The organism is Oceanibium sediminis (assembly GCF_003265325.1).
Lineage (GTDB): Bacteria > Pseudomonadota > Alphaproteobacteria > Rhodobacterales > Rhodobacteraceae > Halovulum > Halovulum sediminis.
Map to the genome: position 1 here is coordinate 174,632 of NZ_QGNX01000004.1, position 23,999 is coordinate 198,630.

20 protein-coding genes, 1 tRNA gene and 1 pseudogene are annotated in these 23,999 nt (G+C 65.0%); 9 read left to right on the forward strand and 13 right to left on the reverse strand.

Annotated elements, in window-relative coordinates; translation table 11 throughout:
• Complete coding sequence (locus tag DJ029_RS12005; protein WP_112322714.1) at positions 1–744, forward strand: sulfotransferase domain-containing protein; 744 nt, start codon at positions 1–3, stop codon at positions 742–744.
• A gap of 16 nt (positions 745–760) precedes the next feature.
• A complete protein-coding gene (ilvN, locus tag DJ029_RS12010) occupies positions 761–1,327 on the forward strand; it encodes an acetolactate synthase small subunit (RefSeq protein ID WP_112322715.1) in 567 nt (188 codons plus the stop codon).
• Between the two features lie 3 nt (positions 1,328–1,330).
• On the opposite strand, the gene DJ029_RS12015 is transcribed toward ilvN, so the two are convergent.
• The 8 genes from DJ029_RS12015 to DJ029_RS12050 form a co-directional block, all read right to left on the reverse strand.
• On the reverse strand, positions 1,331–2,170 hold the full coding sequence (locus DJ029_RS12015) for a sulfotransferase domain-containing protein (protein ID WP_112322716.1): 840 nt from the start codon (positions 2,168–2,170) through the stop codon (positions 1,331–1,333).
• A 279-nt stretch (positions 2,171–2,449) separates the two neighbouring features.
• Positions 2,450–6,097, reverse strand: a complete 3,648-nt coding sequence (locus tag DJ029_RS12020; protein ID WP_112322717.1) for a vitamin B12-dependent ribonucleotide reductase — start codon at positions 6,095–6,097, stop codon at positions 2,450–2,452.
• Positions 6,098–6,576: 479 nt separating this feature from the next.
• On the reverse strand, positions 6,577–7,578 hold the full coding sequence (locus DJ029_RS12025; protein WP_112322718.1) for an aldose epimerase family protein: 1,002 nt from the start codon (positions 7,576–7,578) through the stop codon (positions 6,577–6,579).
• Positions 7,575–8,582, reverse strand: a complete 1,008-nt coding sequence (locus tag DJ029_RS12030; RefSeq protein WP_112322719.1) for an Ldh family oxidoreductase — start codon at positions 8,580–8,582, stop codon at positions 7,575–7,577. Before DJ029_RS12030 ends, DJ029_RS12025 begins: the two co-directional genes overlap by 4 nt.
• An 18-nt stretch (positions 8,583–8,600) precedes the next feature.
• On the reverse strand, positions 8,601–10,565 hold the full coding sequence (locus tag DJ029_RS12035) for a tripartite tricarboxylate transporter permease (RefSeq protein ID WP_112322720.1): 1,965 nt from the start codon (positions 10,563–10,565) through the stop codon (positions 8,601–8,603).
• Positions 10,566–10,613: 48 nt separating this feature from the next.
• Entirely contained in the window at positions 10,614–11,564 is a 951-nt protein-coding gene (locus DJ029_RS12040) for a Bug family tripartite tricarboxylate transporter substrate binding protein (protein ID WP_112322721.1), read from the reverse strand.
• Positions 11,565–11,639: 75 nt separating this feature from the next.
• Positions 11,640–12,821 (reverse strand): UxaA family hydrolase, encoded by a 1,182-nt coding sequence (locus tag DJ029_RS12045; protein ID WP_112322722.1) that lies wholly within the window; start codon positions 12,819–12,821, stop codon positions 11,640–11,642.
• A gap of 15 nt (positions 12,822–12,836) precedes the next feature.
• Entirely contained in the window at positions 12,837–13,124 is a 288-nt protein-coding gene (locus tag DJ029_RS12050; RefSeq protein WP_112322723.1) for a UxaA family hydrolase, read from the reverse strand.
• A gap of 94 nt (positions 13,125–13,218) precedes the next feature.
• Here DJ029_RS12050 and DJ029_RS12055 point away from each other — a divergent pair, with 94 nt between their 5' ends.
• Positions 13,219–13,929 carry a GntR family transcriptional regulator gene (locus DJ029_RS12055; protein ID WP_198671135.1) on the forward strand — a complete coding sequence of 237 codons (711 nt, stop codon included), beginning with the start codon at positions 13,219–13,221 and terminating at the stop codon, positions 13,927–13,929.
• A 248-nt stretch (positions 13,930–14,177) separates the two neighbouring features.
• Here the strand turns inward: DJ029_RS12055 and DJ029_RS12060 are convergent.
• From DJ029_RS12060 to pdxH, 5 genes are all read right to left on the reverse strand, one after another.
• Positions 14,178–14,254: transfer RNA gene (locus tag DJ029_RS12060), tRNA-Pro, on the reverse strand.
• Between the two features lie 216 nt (positions 14,255–14,470).
• On the reverse strand, positions 14,471–14,944 hold the full coding sequence (locus tag DJ029_RS12065; RefSeq protein ID WP_112322725.1) for a DUF192 domain-containing protein: 474 nt from the start codon (positions 14,942–14,944) through the stop codon (positions 14,471–14,473).
• Entirely contained in the window at positions 14,944–15,456 is a 513-nt protein-coding gene (locus tag DJ029_RS12070) for a cold-shock protein (RefSeq protein ID WP_112322726.1), read from the reverse strand. The genes DJ029_RS12065 and DJ029_RS12070 overlap by 1 nt, the downstream gene beginning before the upstream one ends.
• A 285-nt stretch (positions 15,457–15,741) precedes the next feature.
• Positions 15,742–16,473: an SDR family NAD(P)-dependent oxidoreductase gene (locus DJ029_RS12075; RefSeq protein ID WP_112322727.1), complete on the reverse strand. Its 732-nt coding sequence runs from the start codon at positions 16,471–16,473 to the stop codon at positions 15,742–15,744.
• 60 nt (positions 16,474–16,533) lie between these two features.
• Positions 16,534–17,130 (reverse strand): pyridoxamine 5'-phosphate oxidase, encoded by a 597-nt coding sequence (gene pdxH, locus DJ029_RS12080; RefSeq protein ID WP_112322728.1) that lies wholly within the window; start codon positions 17,128–17,130, stop codon positions 16,534–16,536.
• Positions 17,131–17,241: 111 nt separating this feature from the next.
• Between pdxH and fabI the strand changes: the two genes are divergently transcribed.
• From fabI to DJ029_RS12110, 6 genes and pseudogenes are all read left to right on the forward strand, one after another.
• On the forward strand, positions 17,242–18,063 hold the full coding sequence (gene fabI / locus DJ029_RS12085) for an enoyl-ACP reductase FabI (RefSeq protein ID WP_112322729.1): 822 nt from the start codon (positions 17,242–17,244) through the stop codon (positions 18,061–18,063).
• A 17-nt stretch (positions 18,064–18,080) separates the two neighbouring features.
• Positions 18,081–18,584 (forward strand): annotated as a pseudogene (gene gpt / locus DJ029_RS12090) (xanthine phosphoribosyltransferase).
• A 299-nt stretch (positions 18,585–18,883) separates the two neighbouring features.
• Positions 18,884–19,642 carry a hypothetical protein gene (locus tag DJ029_RS12095; protein ID WP_198671136.1) on the forward strand — a complete coding sequence of 253 codons (759 nt, stop codon included), beginning with the start codon at positions 18,884–18,886 and terminating at the stop codon, positions 19,640–19,642.
• Between the two features lie 289 nt (positions 19,643–19,931).
• Complete coding sequence (locus DJ029_RS12100; protein WP_112322731.1) at positions 19,932–21,581, forward strand: tetratricopeptide repeat protein; 1,650 nt, start codon at positions 19,932–19,934, stop codon at positions 21,579–21,581.
• Between the two features lie 78 nt (positions 21,582–21,659).
• On the forward strand, positions 21,660–22,811 hold the full coding sequence (locus DJ029_RS12105; RefSeq protein WP_112322732.1) for a trans-sulfuration enzyme family protein: 1,152 nt from the start codon (positions 21,660–21,662) through the stop codon (positions 22,809–22,811).
• Positions 22,808–23,986: a cytochrome P450 gene (locus DJ029_RS12110; protein WP_308860984.1), complete on the forward strand. Its 1,179-nt coding sequence runs from the start codon at positions 22,808–22,810 to the stop codon at positions 23,984–23,986. The genes DJ029_RS12105 and DJ029_RS12110 overlap by 4 nt, the downstream gene beginning before the upstream one ends.
• Positions 23,987–23,999 lie beyond the last annotated feature (13 nt).

Here is a 23,999-nt window from a genome sequence, read left to right on the forward strand (position 1 = left end):
ATGGAACCGTTCCTTTTTATCAGCTACGGCCTGACAAAGAGCGGCTCCACGCTTGCCTTCCAGCTGACCTCGGTCGCGCTGGAACAGGCGGGCTTTCCCCAGCCCCGGCTGACCGTGCCGGGGCTGGTCGTTTCCCACAAGATCAACGCCATCGAACATGTCGATGAGGTCCAGGCCAAACAGGTCCGGGACGAACTGACCCGCCTTGGCGGGCCGATCGTGGTCAAGACCCATACGCGCCCTGACCCTGCCCTTGTGGCGATGGTCACCCAAGGCCGCGCGAAGCTGCATGTCGTCGTCCGCGATCCACGCGACATCGCCCTGTCCATGCTGGACAATGGCCGCCGCAGCCGGGCGCGTGGCAAGCCCGCCTTCTCGGAATTCGTGACGCTCGCCGATACCTTCCAAGGGCTCGACGACCAGTTGCGCACGCTGTCCCAATGGGCCGCGTTGCCGGAGGCGCGGGTGTTGCAGTACGACACGCTGGCCTTCGATACAGTTACGGCGGCGGGCGACATCCTCGCCCACCTCGGCATTCCGGGCGATCCAGGGCGGATCGCCGAGGAGGTTCTGAACCACCGCTTCACCCAGCGCAATGTCGCGCGGCGCGACCGGCACCGAAGCGAAATGCCCGCGGCGGACAGCGCCGCCTTCCTGACCCGATACGCCGACTTCCATGCGCGCTACCTGGCCCCCGCCCCGACGGGCGCATCGGCCGGCGTCGCGTCCCCTCTCACCCAATGAACCAGCAGGCACACCGATGAACGCTCTCGCTCTCAAGAAAGGCAGTAGCCGCAAAAGCGCCTACGATCTGAAGAATCCCCAGGGGGATCACCAGGAAACCCACACGATCACCGTGCTCGTCGACAACGAGGCGGGCGTCCTGGCCCGTGTCATCGGCCTGTTTTCAGGCCGTGGCTACAACATCGACAGCCTGACCGTGGCCGAGGTGGACCACGCCGGCCACCGCTCCCGCATCACGGTGGTGACGACGGGAACCCCGGCGGTGATCGAGCAGATCAAGGCCCAGCTCGAGCGGATGGTCCCGGTATACGCCGTGCACGACCTGACGGTTGAAGGGCCCAGCGTCGAACGGGAACTGGCCCTCGTCAAGGTCGCGGGCACCGGCGAACACCGGGTGGAGGCGCTGCGCCTCGCGGATGTGTTCCGCGCCAACGTGGTGGACACCACGCTGGAAAGCTTCGTGTTCGAAATCACCGGCGCACCGGAAAAAATCGACACCTTCATTGAGCTGATGCGCCCCCTCGGCCTGGTCGAAGCCGGGCGCACCGGCATCGCCGCTCTGTCACGAGGCGCACACATCTGACGCTCAGGCATTGACGCTGAGGGCTGGCGGCACGACCGGCTCCGACAGATCCATAGCCCGAAACCGCTCCTGGTCCCCTGCAATCGCATCGCGAATACGCGGGACCAGGTCCGCCGGGATAGGCCCCGGCGCCACACGTCCGAGCTTGCGCGCGCCGCCGCGCAACAGGTCCTTGATCGGCTCGGGCAATGCCCCGCGCAGATCCCGCGCCGCGGAAAGCTCCCGTGCGCGCCAGTACCACCCGGGCAATTGCGCAACATTCTCCCCCGCATTGCCATGGCCACGGGGCGTGGGCCAGCAATCCGCAACGCCTAGGAACCGCGCCAGGCGGCTGCGTGTGATCCCGGCTTCCAGCTGTTCCGCCTCAATTACCAGCACCCGCTCGCGCGGCATCACCTCCAGGTATTGCGAGATCTGCCGGTGATACAGGCTGGCATCGACGAGCCGGGCGAAAACCTCCGGATCGCGCACTTCCGGCTCGGGCAGATAGCCCGCCGCGCGTTTGTGACGATACTCCGAGAGGGCCCGGGCAACCGGATCCCGGGTCAGGTAGATGACCTTGACCCGCGGGACGTAACGCAGAATGCGCGCCGCGGTACCGGGATACAGGCGCGCCTTGGCATAGGCCGGCGACACCTCTCCAACCACCGGCGCAGAGGGAAACTGCGCGCCATACCACGCGAGGGTCCGGCCCCGGTTCAACTCGGGCACGAAGAAATCCGTTTCCTTCATCGCCGGCACCCCGATATCCGGATGCGCCGCCAGCACGTGATGCAAACGCGTCGTGCCGGCCTTCATGGCCCCCACAACGATGAAATCCGGCAATCGAAGGACATTTGACATGCACGCAGACTGCCGCGCCCAAGGTTAATTAAACATGAAGAATTCCAAAGTCCCCGAAATATCCCGGGGTTTGGGGCAGCGCCCCAATCGCACGCAGTGCCAGAAGGATTGCGCCGCAAGGCGCTCCGCTAATCCCCTCCGGCAGCGCACAAAAAAAGGGGGATGGCGCACCATCCCCCAGTTTCGCATTTCAGGCTCTTCTCGTTGTCCCGCTCGGTTTTTTGCCTGCGGCCTGAACGCTGCTCCCCACCCTGGGCGCCCCCGGGGCGGGGAAAACCCTTAGCTACACCCGGACGTACCCCCGCAGGTGTTGCACTTCATGCAGGTGCCGTTGCGCACCAGCGTGAAGTTCCCGCATTCGTCGCAGGGGTCGCCCTCGTAGCCCTGCATCTTCGCCTTGGTCCGCTGGTCCAGCCCGGTTGCGGACAGGACCTCCACGGTTGTGGCCGGCGCGCTCGACAGGCCCGTTGCAAGCGCCGCGCTCGCCGCGCCGCCCTGGAGCACCATCAGCTCCTGGGGCAGACGCTTGCGCAGGTAGCCGGTCGAGCTGACCTGGCGGATCATCTCGATGGAGGCCTTGCTGACCTCGGCATCCACGGGGGCGATGTTGGACTTGCCCTCTTCCTCGCCCCGGCCCAGCTCGTCGAAACCGGTGCCTTCGGGGGCCACATGGGCCAGGTCCGTCCGGTCGAGGTAGCTGACCGCCAGTTCGCGGAAGATGTAGTCCAGGATCGACGTCGCGTTCTTGATCGAGTCGTTGCCCTGCACCATGCCTGCCGGTTCGAACCGGGTGAAGGTGAAGGCTTCCACGAACTCCTCCAGCGGCACGCCGTACTGAAGCCCGACGGACACCGCGATGGCGAAGTTGTTCATCATCGCACGGAAAGCGGCGCCTTCCTTGTGCATGTCGATGAAGATCTCGCCCAGCTGGCCGTCGGCGTATTCGCCGGTCCGCAGGTAGACCTTGTGCCCGCCCACGATGGCCTTCTGAGTGTAGCCCTTGCGCCGCTCGGGCAGCTTCTCGCGGTTGGAGCGCACCAGCTCCTTCACGATCACCTTCTCGATGATCTTCTCGGCCACGATCTGCGCCTTCTGCTGGGGCCCGGCTTCGGCCAGCAGCTCCTCCAGGTCCTCGTCGTCGTCCTCGTCGATCAGGGCGGCGGACAGCGGCTGGCTCAGCTTGGAGCCGTCGCGGTAGAGCGCGTTCGCCTTGGTGCCCAGCGACCAGCTCAGCTCGTAGGCGGCCTTGCAATCCTCGACCGTCGCGTCATTGGGCATGTTGATCGTCTTGGAGATCGCCCCCGAGATAAAGCTTTGCGCCGCCGCCATCATGTGGATGTGGCTCTCGACCGACAGGTAGCGCTTGCCGATCTTGCCGCAGGGGTTGGCGCAATCGAAGACCTTGTAGTGCTCTTCCTTCAGGAACGGCGCGCCTTCCAGCGTCATCGTGCCGCAAACGTGGTTGTTCGCCGCCTCGATCTGCGCCCGCGAATAGCCCAGGTGACGCAGCAGGTCGAAGCCCGGATCCGTCAGCTTGGCCGCCGGAATGCCCAGGACCTGGGTGCAAAACTCCTCGCCCAAGGTCCACTGGTTGAACACGAAGCGGATGTCGAAGGCGGTCGGCAGGGCCTTTTCCACCTTGGCGATCTCGTCCGGGCCGAAGCCGTGACCGATCAGCGAGGTGGGGTTGATGTCCGGCGCATTGCCCAGCGTGCCGTGCCCCACGGCATAGGCGACGATCTCTTCGATCTGCGCGCTGCTGTAGCCGAGGTTGGCCAGCGCGGCGGGCACCGACTGGTTGATTATCTTGAAGTAGCCGCCACCGGCCAGCTTCTTGAACTTCACCAGCGCGAAATCCGGCTCGATCCCGGTGGTGTCGCAATCCATCACCAGCCCGATGGTGCCGGTGGGCGCGATCACCGTGGCCTGCGCGTTGCGATAGCCGTGCGCCTCACCCAGCGACAGGGCTTCGTCCCAGACCGCGTGGCTCAGGTTGACCAGGCTCTGGTCGGGGCAGTTGGTGTGATCCAGCGGCACCGGCTTGACGGCCAGCCCTTCGTAGCCCGCGGCTTCGCCGTAGGCGGCGCGGCGGTGGTTGCGCATCACCCGCAGCATGTGCTCGGCGTTTTTCGCATAGCCCGGGAACGGACCCAGCTCCTTGGCCATCTCGGCCGAGGTGGCGTAGCAGACGCCGGTCATGATCGCGGTCAGCGCCCCGCAAAGCGCGCGGCCCTCGTCACTGTCATAGCCGTAGCCCATGTTCATCAGCAACCCGCCAATGTTGGCATAGCCAAGGCCGGTGGTGCGGAACTTGTAGGACAGCTCGGCAATCGCGGGGCTCGGGAACTGCGCCATCATCACACTGATTTCCAGGGTGATCATCCACAGCCGCGTGGCGTGGACATACCCCTCGGCGTCGAACTTGCCGTCGTTCAGGAAGGTCAGCAGGTTCATGGAGGCCAGGTTACAGGCCGTATCGTCCAGGAACATGTATTCCGAGCACGGGTTGGAGCCGCGGATCTCACCATCCGCCGGGCAGGTGTGCCAGGCGTTCACGGTGTCATGGAACTGGATGCCGGGATCGGCGCAGGCCCAGGCGGCGTGGCCGATCTGTTCCCACAGGTCCTTCGCCTTGACGGTGCGGGCGACCTTGCCGTCGGTGCGGCGCAGCAGTTCCCAATCCGCGTCTTCGCGCACGGCCTTCAGGAAGGCGTCGGTCACGCGGACGGAGTTGTTCGAGTTCTGGCCCGATACCGTCAGGTAGGCGTCCGAGTCCCAGTCCGTGTCGTAGGTCGGGAACTCGATCGAGGTGAAGCCCTGCTCCGCATACTGCAGGATACGCTTGACGTAGGTTTCGGGGATCATCGCGGACTTTGCCGTCTTGATCGCTTTTTTCAGCCCAGCGTTCTTTTTGGGGTCGAAAGCGTCGGCCTCTGCTCCGTCCCAGGACTTGATGGCGCCGAAGATTTCGTTCAGGCGCAATTCATGCGCCTTGGAACCGGCGACGAGCGAGGCGACTTTCTGCTCCTCGATCACTTTCCAGTTGATGAACTCTTCGATGTCCGGGTGATCCATATCGCAGATCACCATCTTCGCTGCTCGACGGGTTGTCCCGCCTGATTTGATCGCGCCAGCAGCACGATCGCCGATCTTGAGGAAGCTCATCAGCCCCGAGGACTTGCCGCCGCCGCCCAGCGGCTCGTTCGAGCCGCGCAAGGACGAGAAGTTGGTTCCGGTGCCCGAGCCGTACTTGAACAGGCGCGCCTCACGGGTCCACAGGTCCATGATGCCACCGTCGTTCACCAGGTCGTCCGAGACGGACTGGATGAAGCAGGCATGCGGCTGCGGGTGCTCGTAGGCACTGGTGGATTTCGTCAGCTTGCCGGACTTGTAGTCCACGTAGAAGTGGCCCTGGCTCGGCCCGTCGATGCCGTAGGCCCAGTGCAGGCCGGTGTTGAACCACTGCGGGCTGTTCGGGGCCGCGCGCTGGGTCGCGAGCATGTAGCGCATTTCGTCGTAATAGGCCTTGGCGTCGGCTTCCGTGGTGAAGTAGCCGCCCTTCCAGCCCCAGTAGGCCCAGGCGCCGGCCAGGCGGTCGAAGACCTGCTTGCCGCTCGACTCGCCCACGAAGCGCTCTTCCTCGGGCAGTTTCGCCAGCGCCGCCTCATCGGGGACGGAGCGCTGCAGGAACTCGGGGACACCCTTTTCCTTCACGCGCTTGGTGGCGGCCGGAACGCCGGCCTTGCGGAAGTACTTCTGCGCCAGGACGTCCGAGGCGACCTGCGAGAAGTTGCTCGGCACTTCCATATCTTTCAGCGAGAAGACAATGGACCCGTCCGGGTTGCGAATCTCGGACGTGGCGCGGCGCCATTCGATGGCGCCGTAGGCTTCGGTGCTGTCTGTTGTGAATTTGCGTTCAATCTTCATCGTCTGCCCCGTGAATTAGACGTAACTTCTGTACAGCCGCAGGCTACCCTGCGACCGGGCCGCGGCGATTGCCGAGCCTTTTGTTGGATGGTGCCGTGGGCTGCCCTAACCGCTACATGTAGTGGTTATCCCTCGGTGCCTGCACAAATTGACGTAGGGGGGCTTAAGGGTCAACGGAATTTTTAGCCAAAGTGACACATTTAGTTATTGACCCGAGATTAACCCCTATATCGTGGGCATTTGCGGGAAAACACTCAGCCAGCCGCGGAAAAAACCCGTGAGAATTATGAACGGGGGCCTCTTGGGCAGCCCGGCGATTGTCTATGAAATTCAATGCGCTATGACAAGACCGTCAGAGTGGCGCATTTACCTCTTTGTAACATTCGCCCCACACAGACCACTATGGCTATGGCACATGCGCAACGATGCCACCGCATCTGGTGGCAGAATCTGCCACCACGCCAGAATCGCGCCGCCCCTCAGGCGATCTGCAATCCCAGGATCTGGCGATAGGGCTGGTCCGGTGTCGCGATGATGCTGGGCCATTCCGGGCGGTTCAGACTGTCGGGCACGTGCTGCGCTTCAAGGCAGACGCCGCCGAAGGGGCCGTAGGTGGCGCCGTCATGGCCCGGCACCGCGATTTGCATCGGCTCGGCGGTGAACAGCTGGATCGCGGGCTGATCGCTCCAGAGGGTCAGGGAAAGCCCGGTCTCGTCCGAGGCCAGCGTCGCGGCGGGGGCTTCCGAATCCCGCCCGGCGTCGAGCATCAGGTTATGGTCGGCGCCGATACGGTCCTTGTCCACCTCTCCGATTCGCGACTCGGTGCGGAAGTCCAGCTGCGTGCCGGCCACGGACTCGATCGCGCCGGTGGGGATCTGGGTCTCATCCACCGGGGTGTAGTGCTCGGCCGCGATCCAGAGCCTGTGGTCCAGGATATCGCCCCGCCCGTTGAGGTTGTAATAATTGTGCTGCGCTAGGTTGATCGGCGTCGCACGGTCCGGGCGGCCGGACATGTCGATCGTCAGCTTCGTCCCGTCCAGCGCGAAGCGCACCTCGAAATCCACCGCGCCGGGATAGCCCATTTCGCCATCGGGGCTGTGGTAATGCAGGATCACCGCGTTCGGCCCGTCGCCGGCGATTTCCCACAGCCGCTTGCCCAGGCCCTGCGGGCCGCCGTGCAGGTGGTTGGGGCCGTTGTTGACCGGCAGCTCATAGTCCACGCCATCCAGGGTGAAGCGCCCGCGCGCGGTGCGGTTGGCGACACGCCCGGCGATGATGCCGAAGGACTTGGAGTGTTCGGGGTACGGCGCGAACCGATCGAAGCCGAGCACGCAAGGCACCTCGCGCCCGGCGGCGGGCACGCGCCAGTCACGGATCACCGCGCCGTAGTTCATGATTGAGATGCGGGCGGCACCGCTGTCGAGCACCGCCTCCTCGACGCTTTGCCCCTCATGGGCCCCGATGCTGCGAAGCTTGGTCATTGGCCCGCGATCCCCCTGATCTGTTCCAGGAGGGCGGCTTTCACGCGCACCCCGTCCTGTGCCGCACGCGCGCGCGCGCCCAGGCGGCGGCTGCCCGGCAGGCGGGCCCCGTCGAGCGCATCGTAGATCGCGGCGAGGTCCCGCATCCGCCCCGCGAACGCCCCGCCCGAAACCGCGCCGGGATCGATGGCGAGGATCGTCTGCCCAAGGCCGGGCGGCGGCCCCTCCGGCTCGAACAGGGAGGACGCCTCGGTCCCGAAGGCCGCCCCGGCAAGGCAGGCCGACATCACCTCGACCATCAGCGCCAGCGCCGCGCCCTTCGCGCCGCCGATGGGCGCCATGGAGCCTTTGAGGGCGACGGTCGCATCCGTCGTCGGCGCACCGTCAGGGCCAAGGGCCCAGCCCTCGGGGATCGGCTCTCCGACGTTGCGCGCGGCCAGGATCTTGCCCCGCGCGACGGTGGTCACGGCCATGTCGATCACCAGCGGGGCCTGGTCGGGCACAGGCGCGGCGAAGGCGATGGGGTTGGTGCCGAGCACCGGCACCGACGCACCGTAAGGCGCCAGCGCCTTGGGGGAGTTGCCGTAGACGAAGGCGACCATCCCCTGCTCGGCCAGGGTTTCGCAGTGATGCCCTGCCACGCCGAAATGGTGTGAGCGATGGATCGCGGCGATGGCAAGCCCGTTCGCCCGCGCCCGCGTGACCAGTTCGGGAAAGGCCATGTCGAAGGCCGGGTAAGCGAACCCGCTGGCCGCATCGATGCGGATCGCGCCCGGGCGCACCTCGGTCAGGACGGGGGTGGCGTGGCCGTCGATCTTGCCCACCGCCGCCTGCCTCGCATAGCTCGGCACGCGGCTGAGCCCGTGGCCCCCCTGCCCGTCCGCCTCGGCGCGGATCAGCGCGGCGGCGGTGCTCGCGGCATTGGCGGCGCTGGTGTTGGAGGCGATCAGCGCATCCTCGATCAAACGCGTCGCCGCGTCGAGGGTCAGGACAGGGTCGGACATGGGCCCTCCGAAGGCAGGTTAGAAGAAAGCGCCACGCGGCAGCGGCACCAGCAGCAGGTCGCGGAACCCGTATGTCACGGCGAGGGCCACGAGCACGACAACCCCGATCCGCAGCGCGATGCCGCCGGGGTGCTTCCATTCGTGCGTCGCAACCAGCGACAGCGCGATACAGGCCAGAATCCCGGTCACGCCGAAACCCAGGGGCTTGATAATGAACACGGCGCCCAGCAGCACCAGCGGCAGCATGACGATTCGCCAGTGCGAGCCCCTGACCGGCGCGGCGATCACCTGCCCGAACAGCACCAGGCGCAACAGCCCCAGTGCGGCGAATATCGCCATGGCCGTGGCGATGGTGCGCGGGAAGACCGCCGCTTCGGGGTTCACGTCCGCGGAAAAAACGAACGCCCCGGCGGACAGCGCGAGGAAGGCGACGAAGGTCACCGCATCCGCCGTGATTGCCCCCCCGGATGCACGCGCGCCGCGGATCTTGCGCTCGCCCCGCAGCCAGGCGCGGGCGCCCGGCACGAAGGGATAGAGGAAGGTGACCAGTGTCATGCCGATGATCACGATCGCCAGCGGCCGCCCGAAGAACTGCCCCGGCAGGTCCTCGATGGCGGAGCCGATGGTCCAACTCTGCACGAAGCCCCGCTCGGCGATCTGTCCGAGGATGAGGCCCAGCACGATGGGCGAGACGGCAAAGCCGCGCTTGGCCACCAGCCAGCCGAGTACGCCGAGCAGCACCATCATCATCACGTCGTTCACGTTGTTGCGGATGGAGAAGGAGCCGATCACCGTCATGAAGGCCACCACCGCCACAAGCGCGGGCGTCGGTGCGCGCGCGATGGCGTTGAAGGCGAAACGCCCGATCAGCAGGCCGGCGGGCAGCATCAGGACAGTGGCGATGATCAGCCCGAAGATGAAGGTATAGACGGTCGAGCCGCCATCCGCGAACAGCGCCGGGCCGGTGCGCACGCCCTGCACCAGCAGCGCGCCCAGGATCACCGCATCGGGCGGGGTGCCGGGAATGCCCAGCACCAGCGTCGGGATGAAGCCGCCGCCGACGGTGGCGTTGTTGGCGCTTTCGGTGGCGACCACGCCGCCGGGGTTGCCCTCGCCATAGGGTGGCTCGCTGCGGCCGGTGCGCTTCGCCTCGGAGTAGGAAATCAGCCCCGCGATGGAGCCCCCCGCCCCGGGGAGCGCCCCAACGAGCGTGCCAATGACGGAGGAGCGCAGCAGGTTGACCTTTTCGCGCATCAACGCGATCCACGCCTCGCCCAAGCGGAACCCCCGCGGCTTTACGCCCACTTCCTCCAGGTGGCGGCCCCGGTTGGAGGCCAGGTCGATCAGCACCGGGATACAGTAAAGGCCGATCAGGGCCGAAACGACCTCGATCCCGCCCAGCAGCGTGGTCGAGCCGAAGGTGTAGCGCACCTCGCCCGAGGTTTCGGACAGGCCGATCATCGACAGCAGCAAGCCCAGCGTCGCGCCCAGCAGTCCCTTGACGAAGTCGCCCTCGGACAGGGCCGAGATCAGGCTGAGGCCAAGGATAGCCAGCCAGAAATATTCCACCGGGCCAAAAGCGAGCGCGGCTTTCGCCAGCGGCGGGGCCAGGAACAGAAGCGCGAGCCCGCCAACCAGCCCGCCAGCGACGCTGGCCAGGCAGGCGAGCGTTATGGCGAGGTCTCCGTCGCCACGCTTGGCCATCGGATAACCGTCAAAGGTCGTGGCGATCGCCGAGGGTGTGCCCGGCGTGCGCAGCAGGATCGCGGAATATGCCCCGCCGTAGATCGCGCCGGTATAGATCGCGCCCAGCAGGATCAGTGCGCTGTCGGGCGTCATGGCGAAGGTCACGGGGACCAGCACCGCCACCGCCATGGTGGCCGTCAGTCCCGGAATGGAGCCTATGACCGTCCCCGCCACGACGCCACCAAGGGCGAGCATCAGGTTGAACGGTGTGAGTGCAGCGAGGAAATGCTCGAACATGTGATTGACTGGCCGACCTGGGGCAACGCCCCGGGCCGGCCATGCCCCTTATTCGATGATGCCGGCCGATTTGGCCGCATTCGTATAAAGTTCCTTACGGGCCGCCATGAACGCGTCCATGTCCGGACCGTAGGCGACGTCCAGCATCGCGAACCCACCGTCGATCATCTTCTTGCGGAAGCTTTCATCGGCGTTGATGGCGGAAATCGCATCGGCGACGGCCTGCTTCACCTCATCCGAGGCGCTGTTCGGCACCGCGACGCCGCGATAGGCGCCACCGACAAGGTCATAGCCGAGTTCGCGGAAGGTCGGCACATCGGGGAACGCGGGGTGACGCTCTTCCATCGCGACGGCGAGCATGCGAACCGCCTCGCCCTGCTGGGCGGCCACGGTGGTGTAGCCCCACTCGGCCGTCACCTGGTTGCCCAGAAGCGCGGTCACGGCCGCCCCGGTGCCCTGGAAGGGAACATAAGTGGTCTCAATGCCCGCAGCCTCGTCGAAGCTGACCTGCGCGAGATGGTTCGCCGAACCCTTGCCCGAGCCGGAGAAGATCGTCTGCTTGGGATTTTCCTTGGCGAAGGCGACCAGGTCTTCAAGTGTCTGGAAGTCGCTGTCGGCGTTCACCAGGATCGCGTCCGGCGTGTAGTGGAACATGTGCACCACGGCCAGGTCGTCGGTCTGATAACCGACATCGCCGGTCTGGGGTTGGATCACGATATGGGGCAGGTTCACGCCCATGATGACGGACCCGTCATCCGACATGGTGTTCAACTGGGACCAGCCGACCGCGCCGCCGCCGCCGGGCTGGTACTGGACCACCAACTGCTGACCGGTCTGCTCGGCGAAATAGGGCTGTTGCAGGCGCGCGGTGATGTCGCTTTCCCCGCCGGGACCGAAGGGAATGATATAGTCGACCGGCCCCGCGGGCCAGTCCTGCGCCATCGCGCCCGTGGCCAGAAGCGACACAGCGGCAGCCGAAAGAAGTTTTGTGAATCGCATGGTAGTCCTCCCTGATATTTTTATATGAGGGCCAGCGGCAGGTCTGCCGCTGGCCTTCCCTTCACGTTCGCTCAATCAGGCCGACCGGTAAAGCTTCGTCATCGAGAATTCGCGATGCCCGAGAGCCTCCGCCGCCGTGTGGCGGCCATTGGCGGTGCGCCGGATCATGTCGATCAGCGAGTCGCCGGCCTGGTCGATCGTCATCTCGCGGGTCAGCACGCCGGTCACGTCCACGTCGATATGCTCAGCCATGGTGCGCAGGGTGCGCGGGTTGCCCGAGATCTTGATGACCGGGACGATCGGGTTGCCCACCACGTTGCCCTGCCCCGTCGGGAAGGTGTGGATGACGTAGCCCGCAGCCGCCATCAGGGTCACGCATTCGGCCGCAGCCGAGGACGTATCCATGAAATAGAGCCCCGGCCCCTTCGTCGGCGCAACCGCCGGCCCCATTGCATCGATGTAGGTGCACTCGCGCCCGATCTTTTCCAGGTTGCCGAGCGCCTTTTCCTCGATCGTGGTCAGACCGCCCAGGATGTTGCCCTTGGTCGGCTGGCTGTCGGACAGGTCGTCGGTCTGGTGCGCGAAGATCACGTCCTCGGAGTAGGCCTTGAACAGCGCCTTGAACGCCTCTGCAGCTTCGGGCGTCGCCGCGCGCTTTTCGCAGATATGCTCGGCCCCGGTGATTTCCGAGGTTTCACCGAAGCAGCCATACAGCCCGTTCGGGATCAGCTTGTCGTACATGTTGCCCACGGTCGGGCAGGACGACAGGCCGGTGGTGGTGTCGGATTCACCGCATTTGGTGGACACCCACAGATCGGTCAGCGGGCACTCTTCCTTCTGAAGCTCGGTCGCCCAGTGCACGAATTCCTTAGCCTTCCAACCAGCGGCACGGATCGTCTCGAAGTCGCCGTTCTGCTCGATGGAGAATTCCGCCACGGGCTTGCCCGTCTCGCGGATGCCGTCGGCGATGATCTTGGTCCAGCCCGGCTCGATCCCGATGACCACGACGGCGGCCACGTTGGGGTTGGCCCCGGTGCCGATCATGGTGCGGAAATGGAGTTCCAGGTCCTCGCCGAATTGCAGGCGGCCATAGGCGTGCGGAATCGCCAGCGTGCCCTTGACGTTGTTCGCCACCGCCTCGCAGGCGGCGTTGGAAATGTCGTCGACGGGCAGGATCAGGACGTGGTTGCGTACACCCACCCGGCCATTTTCGCGGCGGTAGGCTTGTACGGTCAGATTGCTTGCATCATATGCCATTTCGATCGGTACTCCTTACCAGCGCTTCGTTTTGCAGTTCTGGGTATGAACGTGATGGCCCTTGGCGACATCGGCGATCATCTTGCCGATATCCTCACCGTACTTGTAGACGGTGTCGCCGGCCTTCATGTCCTTCAGGGCGACCTTGTGCCCGATCGGGATATCCTCCTTCGCGGTCAGGCGGAAATCGCTGTTGTCGTGAGTGATCACGCACAACATATCCGTTCCGGCTGAAAGCCCCTCAACAACGACAACACCCACGTTGTCCTTCTCGTCATGCACCAGCAGTTGCGGCACGGCCATGTTGGTCTCCTTCGACTCACACAATGAAAATTCTTATATAAGACATCTTACATCACACTTCCCTTCATTTTGCAAGCGTGATACCTTGCACCCCATGGAACCACTTGCCCGCCCCCTTTATGCTCAGGTCCGCGACGCGCTCGTCGCGCGCATCGCCGATGGCGAATGGAAAGCGGGCACCGCGCTGCCCTCGGAATTCGCGCTGGCCGCGGAGCTGGGCGTCAGCCAGGGCACCGTCAGGAAGGCGCTCGACTCGATGGCCGCCGCCAACCTGGTGGAGCGTCAGCAGGGCCGCGGCACCTACGTGCGCGAACACACCGAGGCGCGGGCCCTCTTCCATTTCTTTCCCATGCAGGCGGAGGACGGCACGCCCCTGCGGCCGGTTCCCGAACGCTGCACCATCACCATGGCCGAGGCACCGTCCGGCGCGGCGCGGCTGCTGGGCACGCGGCGGCGCAAGCTGTGGAAGATCGATCGCGTGCGCGCAATCAACGGACGGCCCGCGATCGTCGAGCAGATCTACCTCGACCCCGGCCGCTTCACGCAGCTGCGCGAGAACACCGTGCTGCCCAATGCGCTTTACGGTTTCTACCAGGCGACGGCGGGGGTCACCGTGGTCACGGCGGACGACCAGCTGAGCGCGGTTTCCGCCGATGACGCGTTGGCGCAGGCGCTGGACATCGCGCCCGGCACGCCGCTGCTGTTCAGCCGCCGGCGCGCCTTCGATCTGCGCAACGAACCGGTCGAGCTGCGCCTTAGCTGGTTCGACACGACGGCGCAGCGCTACGGGGTGAAACTGAAGTAGGCGCGGGCTACGCCCCGCGCCACGTCATGCGGGGCGATGCCGGACACCCGCCATGCGACACCGCCTTCGGGAAAAGCCGATGGCTGCGCCGTCCCCAATGTCTCCCTTTTCGGAAGGCAGTCTAACTCGCCCAGTAGGTGCTGTTTGACTATTGTCGCCAAGCCAGCGGCACGCAGACCTGCTGCCGCGCCCGCAGGGCAAGCGGCACCACGAAGGGGCAACGCCCTGCCTGTCGAACATATAGGAGATGGTCGGGGCGGCGAGATTCGAACTCACGACCTTTCGTACCCAAAACGAACGCGCTACCAGGCTGCGCCACGCCCCGATCCGCCTGCGACATAGCCGAGCCGCCCCCCAGAGGAAAGAGCTATTTTCCCGCCAGCCGCCCTGCCCCGCACGCGTTGCCCCAAACCGCACCCGGGCAAGGCGATGCAGGCATGAGCGCGGTCCAAGGGTCAGGAAGCGCCGCCCACCGCATGGGCCGGCAGGCGGGATTTCAAAGGTAACGCAGAAACCGGCTGGTCACCGGCGCGACGCCGCCTTAGCTACACGGCCAGGCGGCGCCCTCTCCGATCGCGGGGTGACGCAATTCGGCCCCCGGCGCGAGTCCGAGCATGGCGGACAGGCCGCCGTTGATTTCCAGCACGAACTGGATGTCGTCGCCGCCGGGGATCGATTCCAGGCTGCGCGGCGTCGCGTTCTGATGGATCCGCTGCACGGTTCCGCTGGCATCCGCGAACAGCATGTCCAGCGGGATCAGCGTATTCTTCATCCAGAAGGCGACCGGGCGCGGGCTGTCGTAGACGAAAAGCATGCCATCGAACTGCGGCATGCTTTCCCGGTTCATCAGGCCAACCGCGCGTTCATCGACGGTATCGGCGATTTCGACGACAAAGCGCACACTCGTGTCGCCCATGCGCACGTCAACGGCCCCTTCGGAGCACGCCGCAAAGGCCGCCTGCGCCTGTACGCTGACGGCCAGGGCCAGGGCCAGGGCCAGGAGCAGACCCTTCATCAACCGGATTTGCCGCCCCGCATGACCAGGTTCGCGTGATCCCAGGAACGGATCTCCACCGCGGTCTTGCCGCGGGGCCCGTCCTTGTGTCGAACGCAGACAGCCTCGCCCGGTTGCAGGTCCGCCAGGCCGTAGAGCCTGAGCACCTCCATGTGGACGAAGATATCGTCGGGATCCCCGAAACTGTTCACGAAGCCGAAGCCCTTGGCCTTGTCGAACCACTTGACGCGCGCCGGTTCCAACGGGCCCGCATCCGTGTCGACCTCGGCCGTTACCGGCGCGACTTCGACTGGTTCGTCCATCGTGGCTTCGATCTGGTGGATCTCGGTCGCCTGGCGACCGCGCTCGGTGCCCTGCACGTCCATCGTGATCTCGACACCCTCAGCTACAGAGCTGCGGCCGAAATTACGCAGGACGTTCGCGTGCAGCAGCACATCTCCCAGATTGTCGTCAACGACGACAAACCCATACCCCTTTGTGGAGTCAAACCACTTCACATGACCTTTAATCATCTACCAACCCTGAGACAGTTCATGGTGCGTCACAAAACACTGCTTTTCCAACGCAGGCCCCCGCAGCCTGCGCATGATCCGCTGTCACTCACACGCCCCTCAAACACACGAGGAACGCCCCCAAGAACTGCCGAGTTGATATTCCAAGCCCGGCAGGACTACAAAAGGACCCTAACACATTACAAACACAGACGCATAGGGCGCCAAAGGCAATTTTGTGGAAACTGTGGTCGGTGCACACCTTATGGCGGTATGGCGAAAAGACAACACAACCCTTACGGGTTTTCAGATGTGCTGCCCGCCGTTGATTTCGATCTCTGTACCCGAAATATAGGCCGATCCTTCGGTGCAGAGGAAATAAATCGTCTCTGCCACCTCTGCCGGGTCGCCCAGGCGGCGCAGCGGAATGCGTTGCGCCAAAGCCTCAGTTCCCGGCGAAAGTATCTCTGTTTCGATCTCCCCCGGGGCAATGGCGTTCACCCGGATGCCCCTCGGGCCGAGGTCATGGGCCATCTCGCGGGTCAGCGCCGCGAGCGCCGCCTTCGACGTGGCATAAGCCGCCCCTGCATAGGGGTGCACGCGGTACCCCGCGATGGAGGTGACGTTGACGATCGCCCCGCCGGCGGCAGCAAGTTCATCCACCAGCCCGCGCGCCAGAACGACCGAGGCGAAGAAGTTGACGTGAAACACCTGCCCCCAGGTGCGCAGGTCCGTGGTCAGGGTGTTCAGCCGCTCCCCGCCCTCACCCTTGGGGGAAATGCCCGCGTTGTTGACCAGCGCCTCGAGGCGGCCGCCCTTCAGGCGTTCGCGGATCACCTCGATCGCCTCGATCGTATTCTTGGGGTCGGCAAGGTCGATCTGGATGTGATCCTCCTCGCCCGCGTCCCAGGGGCAGTTTTCCGGGAACGGGTGGCGTGAGCATGTCAGGACACGCCAGCCCGCGCGGGAAAACCGTTTGACCGTCGCGTGGCCGATCCCGCGACTGGCCCCGGTCAGCAGCAGCGTGCGCTCAGCCATGTCAGTCCTTTCGATGGTTGCGCATCTATCTGCGCAGCCCGCCGGCTTGAGCGCAAGGTGTCATGGCTGCAGGCGCGTGATGTCCCACCCCTGCCCGCTGCGCACCCAGCGGAAGCGGTCATGCAGCCGCGCCGCGCCGTCGGCCCAGAACTCGATCTCCACCGGGGTGATCCGGTAGCCGCCCCAGTACGGCGGGCGCTTGGGGTTCATGCCTTCGCGGGCGGTGACCTTCGCCACTTCCGCCAACAGCGCGCTGCGGGACGTCAGGGGCTGGGACTGGCGCGACGCCCAAGCCCCCAGCCGCGACGGCAGCGAGCGTGACTTGTAGTAGGCGTCGGCCTTCTCTCCATCCTCGCGCGTGACGGTGCCGCGCACCCGCACCTGGCGGCGCAGCGACTTCCAGTGCATCACGAAGGCGACCTTGCCCGCGTGCTCCAACTCCTGCGCCTTCTGGCTGCCGTAGTTGGTGTAAAAGACGAAGGCGTCGTCCTCGATATCCTTCAGGAGGACCATCCGCGCATTGGGCAGACCGTCCGAATCGACGGTCGAGAGCGCGATCGCGTTGGGATCGTTCGGCTCGCTGGCTTCGGCCTCGGCCAGCCAGCGGCGCACGATGGCCATGGGGTCGTCACCTGCGAATTTTCCATCTCTGTCCATGGGGGCACTGCTCCTGTCGCTGCGGCACACGAAAGCCGGGTGCCTTGCGGCACAGATAATATTGCCATAAACCGTTGGCAAACAACGAAGGCAAAAGCGCGAGGATAACGCATGGCCAATGGTTTGATGCAAGGCAAACGTGGATTGATCATGGGCCTCGCCAATGACAAGTCCATCGCCTGGGGAATTGCGCAGGCTTGCGCGGCGCAAGGGGCCGAGCTGGCCTTTACCTACCAGGGCGAAATGATGGGCAAACGCGTGATCCCGCTGGCCGAGCAGCTTGGCTCGGACATCGTGCTGCCCTGCGACGTGACCGAAGATGGGTCCATCGACGCCACCTTCGACGCGTTGCAGGAGCGCTGGGGTCACCTGGACTTCTTGGTTCACGCCATCGCCTTTTCCGACAAGAGCGAGCTGCGCGGGCGCTACATCGACACTTCGGCGGCAAATTTCCAGCTTACGATGAACGTCTCGATCTATTCGTTCACCGCCGTCGCGCAGCGGGCTGAAAAGATGATGGGCGAAGGCGGCTCCATGCTGACGCTCACCTATTACGGTGCGGAAAAGGTGATGCCGCATTACAACGTCATGGGCGTCGCCAAGGCGGGGCTTGAAGCATCGGTCAAGTACATGGCGATGGACCTGGGCCCGCGCGGCATCCGGGTGAACGCGCTGAGCGCCGGCCCGATCAAGACGCTGGCCGCTTCCGGTATCGGGGACTTCCGCTATATCCTGAAGTGGAACGAGCTGAACTCACCCCTGCGGCGCAACGTCAGCCAGGGTGAGGTGGGTAAATCCGCCGTCTACCTGCTGTCCGACCTGTCCTCGGGCGTGACGGGCGAGAACCACCACGTGGACGCGGGCTACAACGTCATCGGCATGAAGGCCGAGGATGCGCCCGACATCGATATCGTTACCGGCCGTAAGGACTGACACGCGAGGAGCCTGCGATGACTGACCGTTTGCCCCACGAAAAAGGCTTCCACATCTCCTGGGACCAGATCCACCGGGACAGTCGGGCGCTGGCCTGACGCCTGGAAAAGGCCGGCCCGGGTTCGGGCGGGGACTGGCGCGGGGTCGTGGCGATCACCCGCGGGGGCATGGCCCCCGCGATGATCGTCGCGCGGGAACTCGACATTCGCACTGTCGATACGATCAGCGTGAAGTCCTACAACCACCAGACGCAGTCCGAAGCGACGGTGCTGAAAGCCCCGGACGACGTGCTTATGGGCGACGGCACGGGCATCCTGATCGTGGATGACCTGGTGGACAGCGGGCGCACGCTGGAGCTGGTGCGCAAGCTTTATCCCAAGGCGCATTTCGCCACCGTCTACGCCAAGCCGAAGGGGCGACCGATGGTCGACACCTTCATCACCGAAGTCAGCCAGGACACCTGGATCTTCTTCCCCTGGGACATGGCGCTGCAATACGTCGAACCCTACCGCGGGACCTGAGGGCGGCGCGGGCAACCGCGGAATACGGTGTAAGTTTCGCGTCGGCTTTGCGTAAGACATGCGTCGGGCATTTTGCGCGGCCTTTGGGACCACGGGCAAATCCGAGTTCTAAGTCAGTTGCCTGACCCATTTCGCATGTGAGGGCGAAAAGCGGCCGTGCGCGCAAAACGCAGCGACCGGCCGCTTCGAGCCCTTTTGCGCACGATGGTTCGCAAACGCGCAGCTACAGCCAACGGCACTGAATGCGTTGGTATGGTTTTCCCATGCAGGCTCGGCTACTTTAATTTTGCAAGCATTTCATGAGAAAAAATTTGGCTTCCAAACCAATCACATTAGGAGAGAAACTCTCCAAAGAGCCTGTCCTGAAACCGGGTCTCAACCCCGGAGCGTGGGTTCAGCGCTCCCTGATAAAAATCTTTATTACCAGCCTGTTGGCATGCATATCCGCACTATCCTTGCTGTGGCTCCCGGGAAGCCCGGACTGGGACCGGCCAGAATTCGTAATACTCTTATCAGCTGTGTTTATTTTCTGGTGGCTTGTGACCGCCACGGTCCTTAGGAATAAAAAGCACTTCCTGCTGAAAGACGATCGACAGGGTTTCATGGATGGTCTGCGGCTGGATGAGAAAACGGCCATCTTAGATGGAAGCAATATTTATCATTTCGGGCGTAAAAACGGATTGGACGCACAACCACTTGGCGAGGTCGCACACAGACTTCGCTCGCAGGGGTATCGCATTGTTTGTTTTTTCGACGCAAATATCTTTTTCACGCTTGTTGAACACGGGGCTATCCGAGGAGAAGAACGGCATTCTCTGGAAATTATTGAAGATATATTCGGGCTCGAAGAAGACGAAATCTATGTCGTCCGAAGCGGAGTTCAGGCAGACAAGTACATATTGGAATGCCTCCAATATTTGCCAGTAAGCTTTGCTGTGACCAACGACAAATTTCGCGACTACGCAATTCAATATCAGGCTGTGATGGAAGACAGCCTCTGGCGCAAGGGCGTGGAGCTTTCAGGCGGTAAAGTCAAATTGCAAAAGCATCAACTCTAAGAGCTACAAAGTGCATAAATGAAAGGCGGCTTCGTCCGCGCTCCCGTGGCTATGCGCACTCCTGGTCGAACTGCTGGTTTGGGCAAGAAATTTGGAGATATTATCGGGCCTGCCCGACGCGACTGGTTCCCGGGAGTTGGGAAATCCTTCACAACTTGTCTGACGGGCATGACCCCCCCCCCACAAGCACCTGACGCCCCCCTCACCCCCGGTTTGGTCCGACTCCCCCCGCTGGGGTATCATGCCCCCGTCACAACAGGCCGCGCCGCAGCGCGGATGGGGGGAAGCCATGACCACATACGACCTTGGGGACCACAGCCGGAAAATCTCGACGAACAGCCGCGACGCGCAGACATGGTTCGACCGCGGGCTCGTCTGGACCTATGCCTACAACCACGAGGAAGCCATCCACGGCTTCGAGCGGGCGCTGAAGCTGGACCCGACCTGCGCCATGGCCCACTGGGGCATCGCCTATGCGATCGGGCCGAACTACAACAAACCTTGGGAAGCCTTCGAGCCGGAGGAAAAGCCCGACGCGCTGAGCCGTGGGCGCGCCGCGCTGGCCGCCGCCCGGACGGGGCATGCCGACGCGGTGGAGCGCGCCCTGATCGAGGCTCTGGACGCGCGTTTTCCAAAGGACGGCGCGGGGGCGGAGATTGAGACCTTCGAGCCCTGGAACGACGCTTTCGCCGATGCGATGCGTAAGGTGCACAAGGCGCACCCGGATGACCTGGACGTGACCGCGATCTTCGCGGAATCGATGATGAACCGCACGCCCTGGCAGCTCTGGGATCTGCCCAGCGGCAAGCCGGCGGAAGGCGCGGACACGGCGGAGGCAATCGCCGTGCTCGACCGTGCGTTCGAAACCCACGCGGCAGCCTGGGCGCACCCCGGCCTGCTGCACATGTACATCCACCTGATGGAGATGTCGCCGCATCCCGAACGCGCCCTGCGCCACGGCGATGCGCTGATGCCGCTGGTCCCTGACGCCGGGCACCTGGTGCATATGGCGACCCATATCGACGTGCTCTGCGGCGAATACCAGAACGTGGTGTCGCGCAACCAGGCGGCGGTGGCGGTGGACCGCAAGTACCTGGCGCATCGCGGGCCGGAGAATTTCTATTCCGTCTATCGCTGCCACAACTATCACTTCGTGATCTACGGCGCGATGTTCCTCGGCCAGCCGGAACCCGCACTGGCTGCGGCCGATGAGCTGATCGACACGCTGCCGGCGGAAACGCTGGCCCCCATGGCGGACTGGTTCGAAGGCTTCGTGCCCATGCGCCAGCACGTGCTGATCCGCTTTGGCCGCTGGGAGGCGATCCTGGAACAGGACCTTCCAGAGGACGCCGAGCTGTTCTGCACCACAACGGCGATGATGCGCTATGCGCGCACGATCGCGCTGGCAAACCTTGGCCGCACGGAAGAGGCGGCAGCCGAGTTCGCCCTGTTCGAGCAGGCCCTGGACGCGGTGCCCGAAACCCGGATGCTGTTCAACAACACCTGCCGGGACATCCTGTCCATCGCGCGCAACATGGCGGCGGGGGAGCTGGCCTATCGTCAGGGAAACCATGAAAAGGCCTTCAACGCCCTGCGCCAGGCGGTAAAGGCCGATGACACCCTGCCCTATGACGAGCCATGGGCCTGGATGCAGCCCGCCCGTCACGCACTTGGCGCGCTGCTTCTGGAACAGGGCGAAATGGCGGAGGCTGAGGCGGTCTATCGCGCCGACCTCGGGCTGGACGCGACGCTGGCGCGGGCCTGCCAGCACCCCGACAACCTGTGGAGCCTGCACGGCCTTGTCGAATGCCTGGAGCGGCGCGGTGCGGCCAACACCTCCGAAGGGATGCTGCTGCGCCAGCGGCTGGATCGCGCACTGGCGCGCGCCTCGGTCCCGGTGCGGGCGTCCTGCTATTGCCGGGGGCGGCAGGCGGCCTGAGGGGGCCGCGACGGCAACCTTGTCAAGTGGGGCGGCGCGCGGCACTGTCCGGCGGTCACGCACCTGTCCGGAGGTCCCATGCCGCGCCGAAACGCCCCCCTGTCCCCCGCCACCCGCGCCGCGCAGGCGCTCAGGATGATCGACCCGGTCACCGGCGCGGTCGTGCCGGGGATCCAGCCTGCCAGCACCTTCGCGCGGGACGCGGATTACGCGCCGCGCCAGTCCTATATCTATGCCCGTGACGGCGGCCCGACGGTGGAGCACGCGGAAAAGGTGCTCGCGGACCTCGACGGTGCAGCGGAAAGCCTGCTTTTCGCCAGCGGCATGGCGGCGATTTCGGCCTTCACGGAAACCTTCGCGCGGGGCGATCACGTGATTGCGCCGAAGGTGATGTATCACGGCGGGCAGACCTGGCTGCACCGCATCGCCGAGCGGCGCGGCGTTGAGGTGACGTGGATCGACCAGGGCGACCCGGCAGCACTTGGGGCCGCGCTGCGTCCGGGGCGGACCACCTGGGTCTGGGTGGAAACGCCGGCCAACCCCAATTGGGACGTGGTGGACATCGCCGCGAGTGCCGAGGCCGCCCACGCGGCGGGGGCGCGGCTTTTCGTCGATTGCACCGCTGCCCCGCCGCCCTGCCTGCAAGCGCTGGCCCTTGGCGCGGACATCGCCTTTCATTCCGCCACCAAGTACATGGGCGGGCATTCCGACCTGACCGCCGGTGTCCTGTCCTTCGCCGACGCCAAGGCGGGGGCGGAGATGCGCCCCATCCGCTCGCTTCTGGGCAGCACCATCGCCGCCTTTGACGCCTGGCTGCTGATCCGGGGGTTGCGCACGCTCTACCTGCGGTGGGATCGCGCCTGCGCCAACGCGCTTGCCATCGCGCAGGCGATGCAGGGTCACCCCAAGATCGCCGAGGTGCTCTATCCCGGCCTGCCCTCCCACCCCGGTCACGCCATCGCCAAGGCCCAGATGACCGGCGGGTTCGGGGGGATGCTGTCGCTGATGGTCACGGGCGACGGTTCCATCGCGCGGGACGTGGCGCGGTTCTGCGAGGTGTTCGTGCCCGCCACCTCGCTCGGCGGGGTGGAAAGCCTGATCGAGCATCGCAAGGTGGTCGAGGGGCCGCATTCCATCGTGCCGAACCAGTTGCTGCGCCTTTCCTGCGGGATCGAGGCGCCGGAGGACCTTGTCGCGGACCTTGAACAAGCGCTAGAGCGTGCCGCATGACCCTGCCCATCCTGCACCAGTCGCCCCGCGACCCCGAGTTCGTCCAGTCCCCCTACGGCTTTTACGCCCGCGCCCGCGCCGCCGGGCCGCTGGTCTACTGGGAAGACTACGCCATGCCCTGCGCGACCAGCCATACGCTGGTGTCCAGCCTGCTGCGCGACCGCCGTTTCGGGCGCGAGGTGCCAGAGCACAAGCGCCCGGCCGTGCCGGAGCACCTCAAGCCCTTTTACGCGATCGAGGAACATTCGCTGCTGGAGCAGGAGCCCCCCTCCCACACCCGGCTGCGCCGTCTCGTTCTGCGCGCCTTCACCTCGCGCCGGATCATGGGCCTGCGCCCGGAGATCGAGGCCCTGTGCCACCAACTGATCGACCGCTTCGACGGCCCGGAGGTCGACCTGATCCCAACCTTCGCCGAAGCCCTGCCCGTCATCGTGATCGCGCGCCTGATCGGCGTGCCCGAGGAACGCGCGCCGGACCTACTGCGCTGGTCCCATGACATGGTGGCGATGTACCAGGCACGGCGCGACCACGGGGTGGAGTTGGCGGCCGGCCAAGCGGCGGCGGATTTCACCGCCTACCTGCAGGAGCTGATCGCCGAGCGGCGCAAGGCCCCCGCCGACGACCTGCTGAGCGAGCTGATCGCCGCCCGCGACGGGACCGAGCAGCTGAGCGACGCAGAGATGATCGCGACCACCGTGCTGCTGCTGAACGCCGGGCACGAGGCGACGGTGCACACCATCGGCAACGGCGTGCGGCTGTTGCTGCAGAGCGGCGTCAGCGCGGACGGGCTGGACCCGGACCTGCTGACCGAGGAAATCCTGCGCATAGATCCGCCCCTGCACATGTTCACCCGCTACGCGACCGAGGACGTGGAGGTGGAGGGCCATCTTTTCCGCACCGGGGACGAGGTGGCCTTGCTGCTCGCCTCCGCCAACCATGACGAATCTGCCTTCGACGCGCCCGAGCGGTTCAACCCGGGCCGTCTGCGCAATCCCCATGTGTCCTTCGGGGCGGGCGTGCATTTCTGCGTCGGCGCGCCATTGGCACGGGCCGAGGCGCAGCTGGCGCTGCCGATCCTGTTCCGGCGTCACCCCAAGCTGGCGCTGGCCGGCCCCGCGCTGTTCGCAGACCGCTACCATTTCCACGGACTCGAGTCCCTGCCGGTCCGCCTGTAGGGCCGGGACGACA

Bases quoted from the DNA above. Each gene is read 5' to 3' on its own strand.
- DJ029_RS12005 (WP_112322714.1), top strand. From the start codon at position 1: ATGGAACCGTTCCTTTTTATCAGCTACGGCCTGACAAAGAGCGGCTCC.
- ilvN (WP_112322715.1), top strand. From the start codon at position 761: ATGAACGCTCTCGCTCTCAAGAAAGGCAGTAGCCGCAAAAGCGCCTAC.
- DJ029_RS12015 (WP_112322716.1), bottom strand. From the start codon at position 2,170: ATGTCAAATGTCCTTCGATTGCCGGATTTCATCGTTGTGGGGGCCATG.
- DJ029_RS12020 (WP_112322717.1), bottom strand. From the start codon at position 6,097: ATGAAGATTGAACGCAAATTCACAACAGACAGCACCGAAGCCTACGGC.
- DJ029_RS12025 (WP_112322718.1), bottom strand. From the start codon at position 7,578: ATGACCAAGCTTCGCAGCATCGGGGCCCATGAGGGGCAAAGCGTCGAG.
- DJ029_RS12030 (WP_112322719.1), bottom strand. From the start codon at position 8,582: ATGTCCGACCCTGTCCTGACCCTCGACGCGGCGACGCGTTTGATCGAG.
- DJ029_RS12035 (WP_112322720.1), bottom strand. From the start codon at position 10,565: ATGTTCGAGCATTTCCTCGCTGCACTCACACCGTTCAACCTGATGCTC.
- DJ029_RS12040 (WP_112322721.1), bottom strand. From the start codon at position 11,564: ATGCGATTCACAAAACTTCTTTCGGCTGCCGCTGTGTCGCTTCTGGCC.
- DJ029_RS12045 (WP_112322722.1), bottom strand. From the start codon at position 12,821: ATGGCATATGATGCAAGCAATCTGACCGTACAAGCCTACCGCCGCGAA.
- DJ029_RS12050 (WP_112322723.1), bottom strand. From the start codon at position 13,124: ATGGCCGTGCCGCAACTGCTGGTGCATGACGAGAAGGACAACGTGGGT.
- DJ029_RS12055 (WP_198671135.1), top strand. From the start codon at position 13,219: ATGGAACCACTTGCCCGCCCCCTTTATGCTCAGGTCCGCGACGCGCTC.
- DJ029_RS12065 (WP_112322725.1), bottom strand. From the start codon at position 14,944: ATGAAGGGTCTGCTCCTGGCCCTGGCCCTGGCCCTGGCCGTCAGCGTA.
- DJ029_RS12070 (WP_112322726.1), bottom strand. From the start codon at position 15,456: ATGATTAAAGGTCATGTGAAGTGGTTTGACTCCACAAAGGGGTATGGG.
- DJ029_RS12075 (WP_112322727.1), bottom strand. From the start codon at position 16,473: ATGGCTGAGCGCACGCTGCTGCTGACCGGGGCCAGTCGCGGGATCGGC.
- pdxH (WP_112322728.1), bottom strand. From the start codon at position 17,130: ATGGACAGAGATGGAAAATTCGCAGGTGACGACCCCATGGCCATCGTG.
- fabI (WP_112322729.1), top strand. From the start codon at position 17,242: ATGGCCAATGGTTTGATGCAAGGCAAACGTGGATTGATCATGGGCCTC.
- DJ029_RS12095 (WP_198671136.1), top strand. From the start codon at position 18,884: ATGAGAAAAAATTTGGCTTCCAAACCAATCACATTAGGAGAGAAACTC.
- DJ029_RS12100 (WP_112322731.1), top strand. From the start codon at position 19,932: ATGACCACATACGACCTTGGGGACCACAGCCGGAAAATCTCGACGAAC.
- DJ029_RS12105 (WP_112322732.1), top strand. From the start codon at position 21,660: ATGCCGCGCCGAAACGCCCCCCTGTCCCCCGCCACCCGCGCCGCGCAG.
- DJ029_RS12110 (WP_308860984.1), top strand. From the start codon at position 22,808: ATGACCCTGCCCATCCTGCACCAGTCGCCCCGCGACCCCGAGTTCGTC.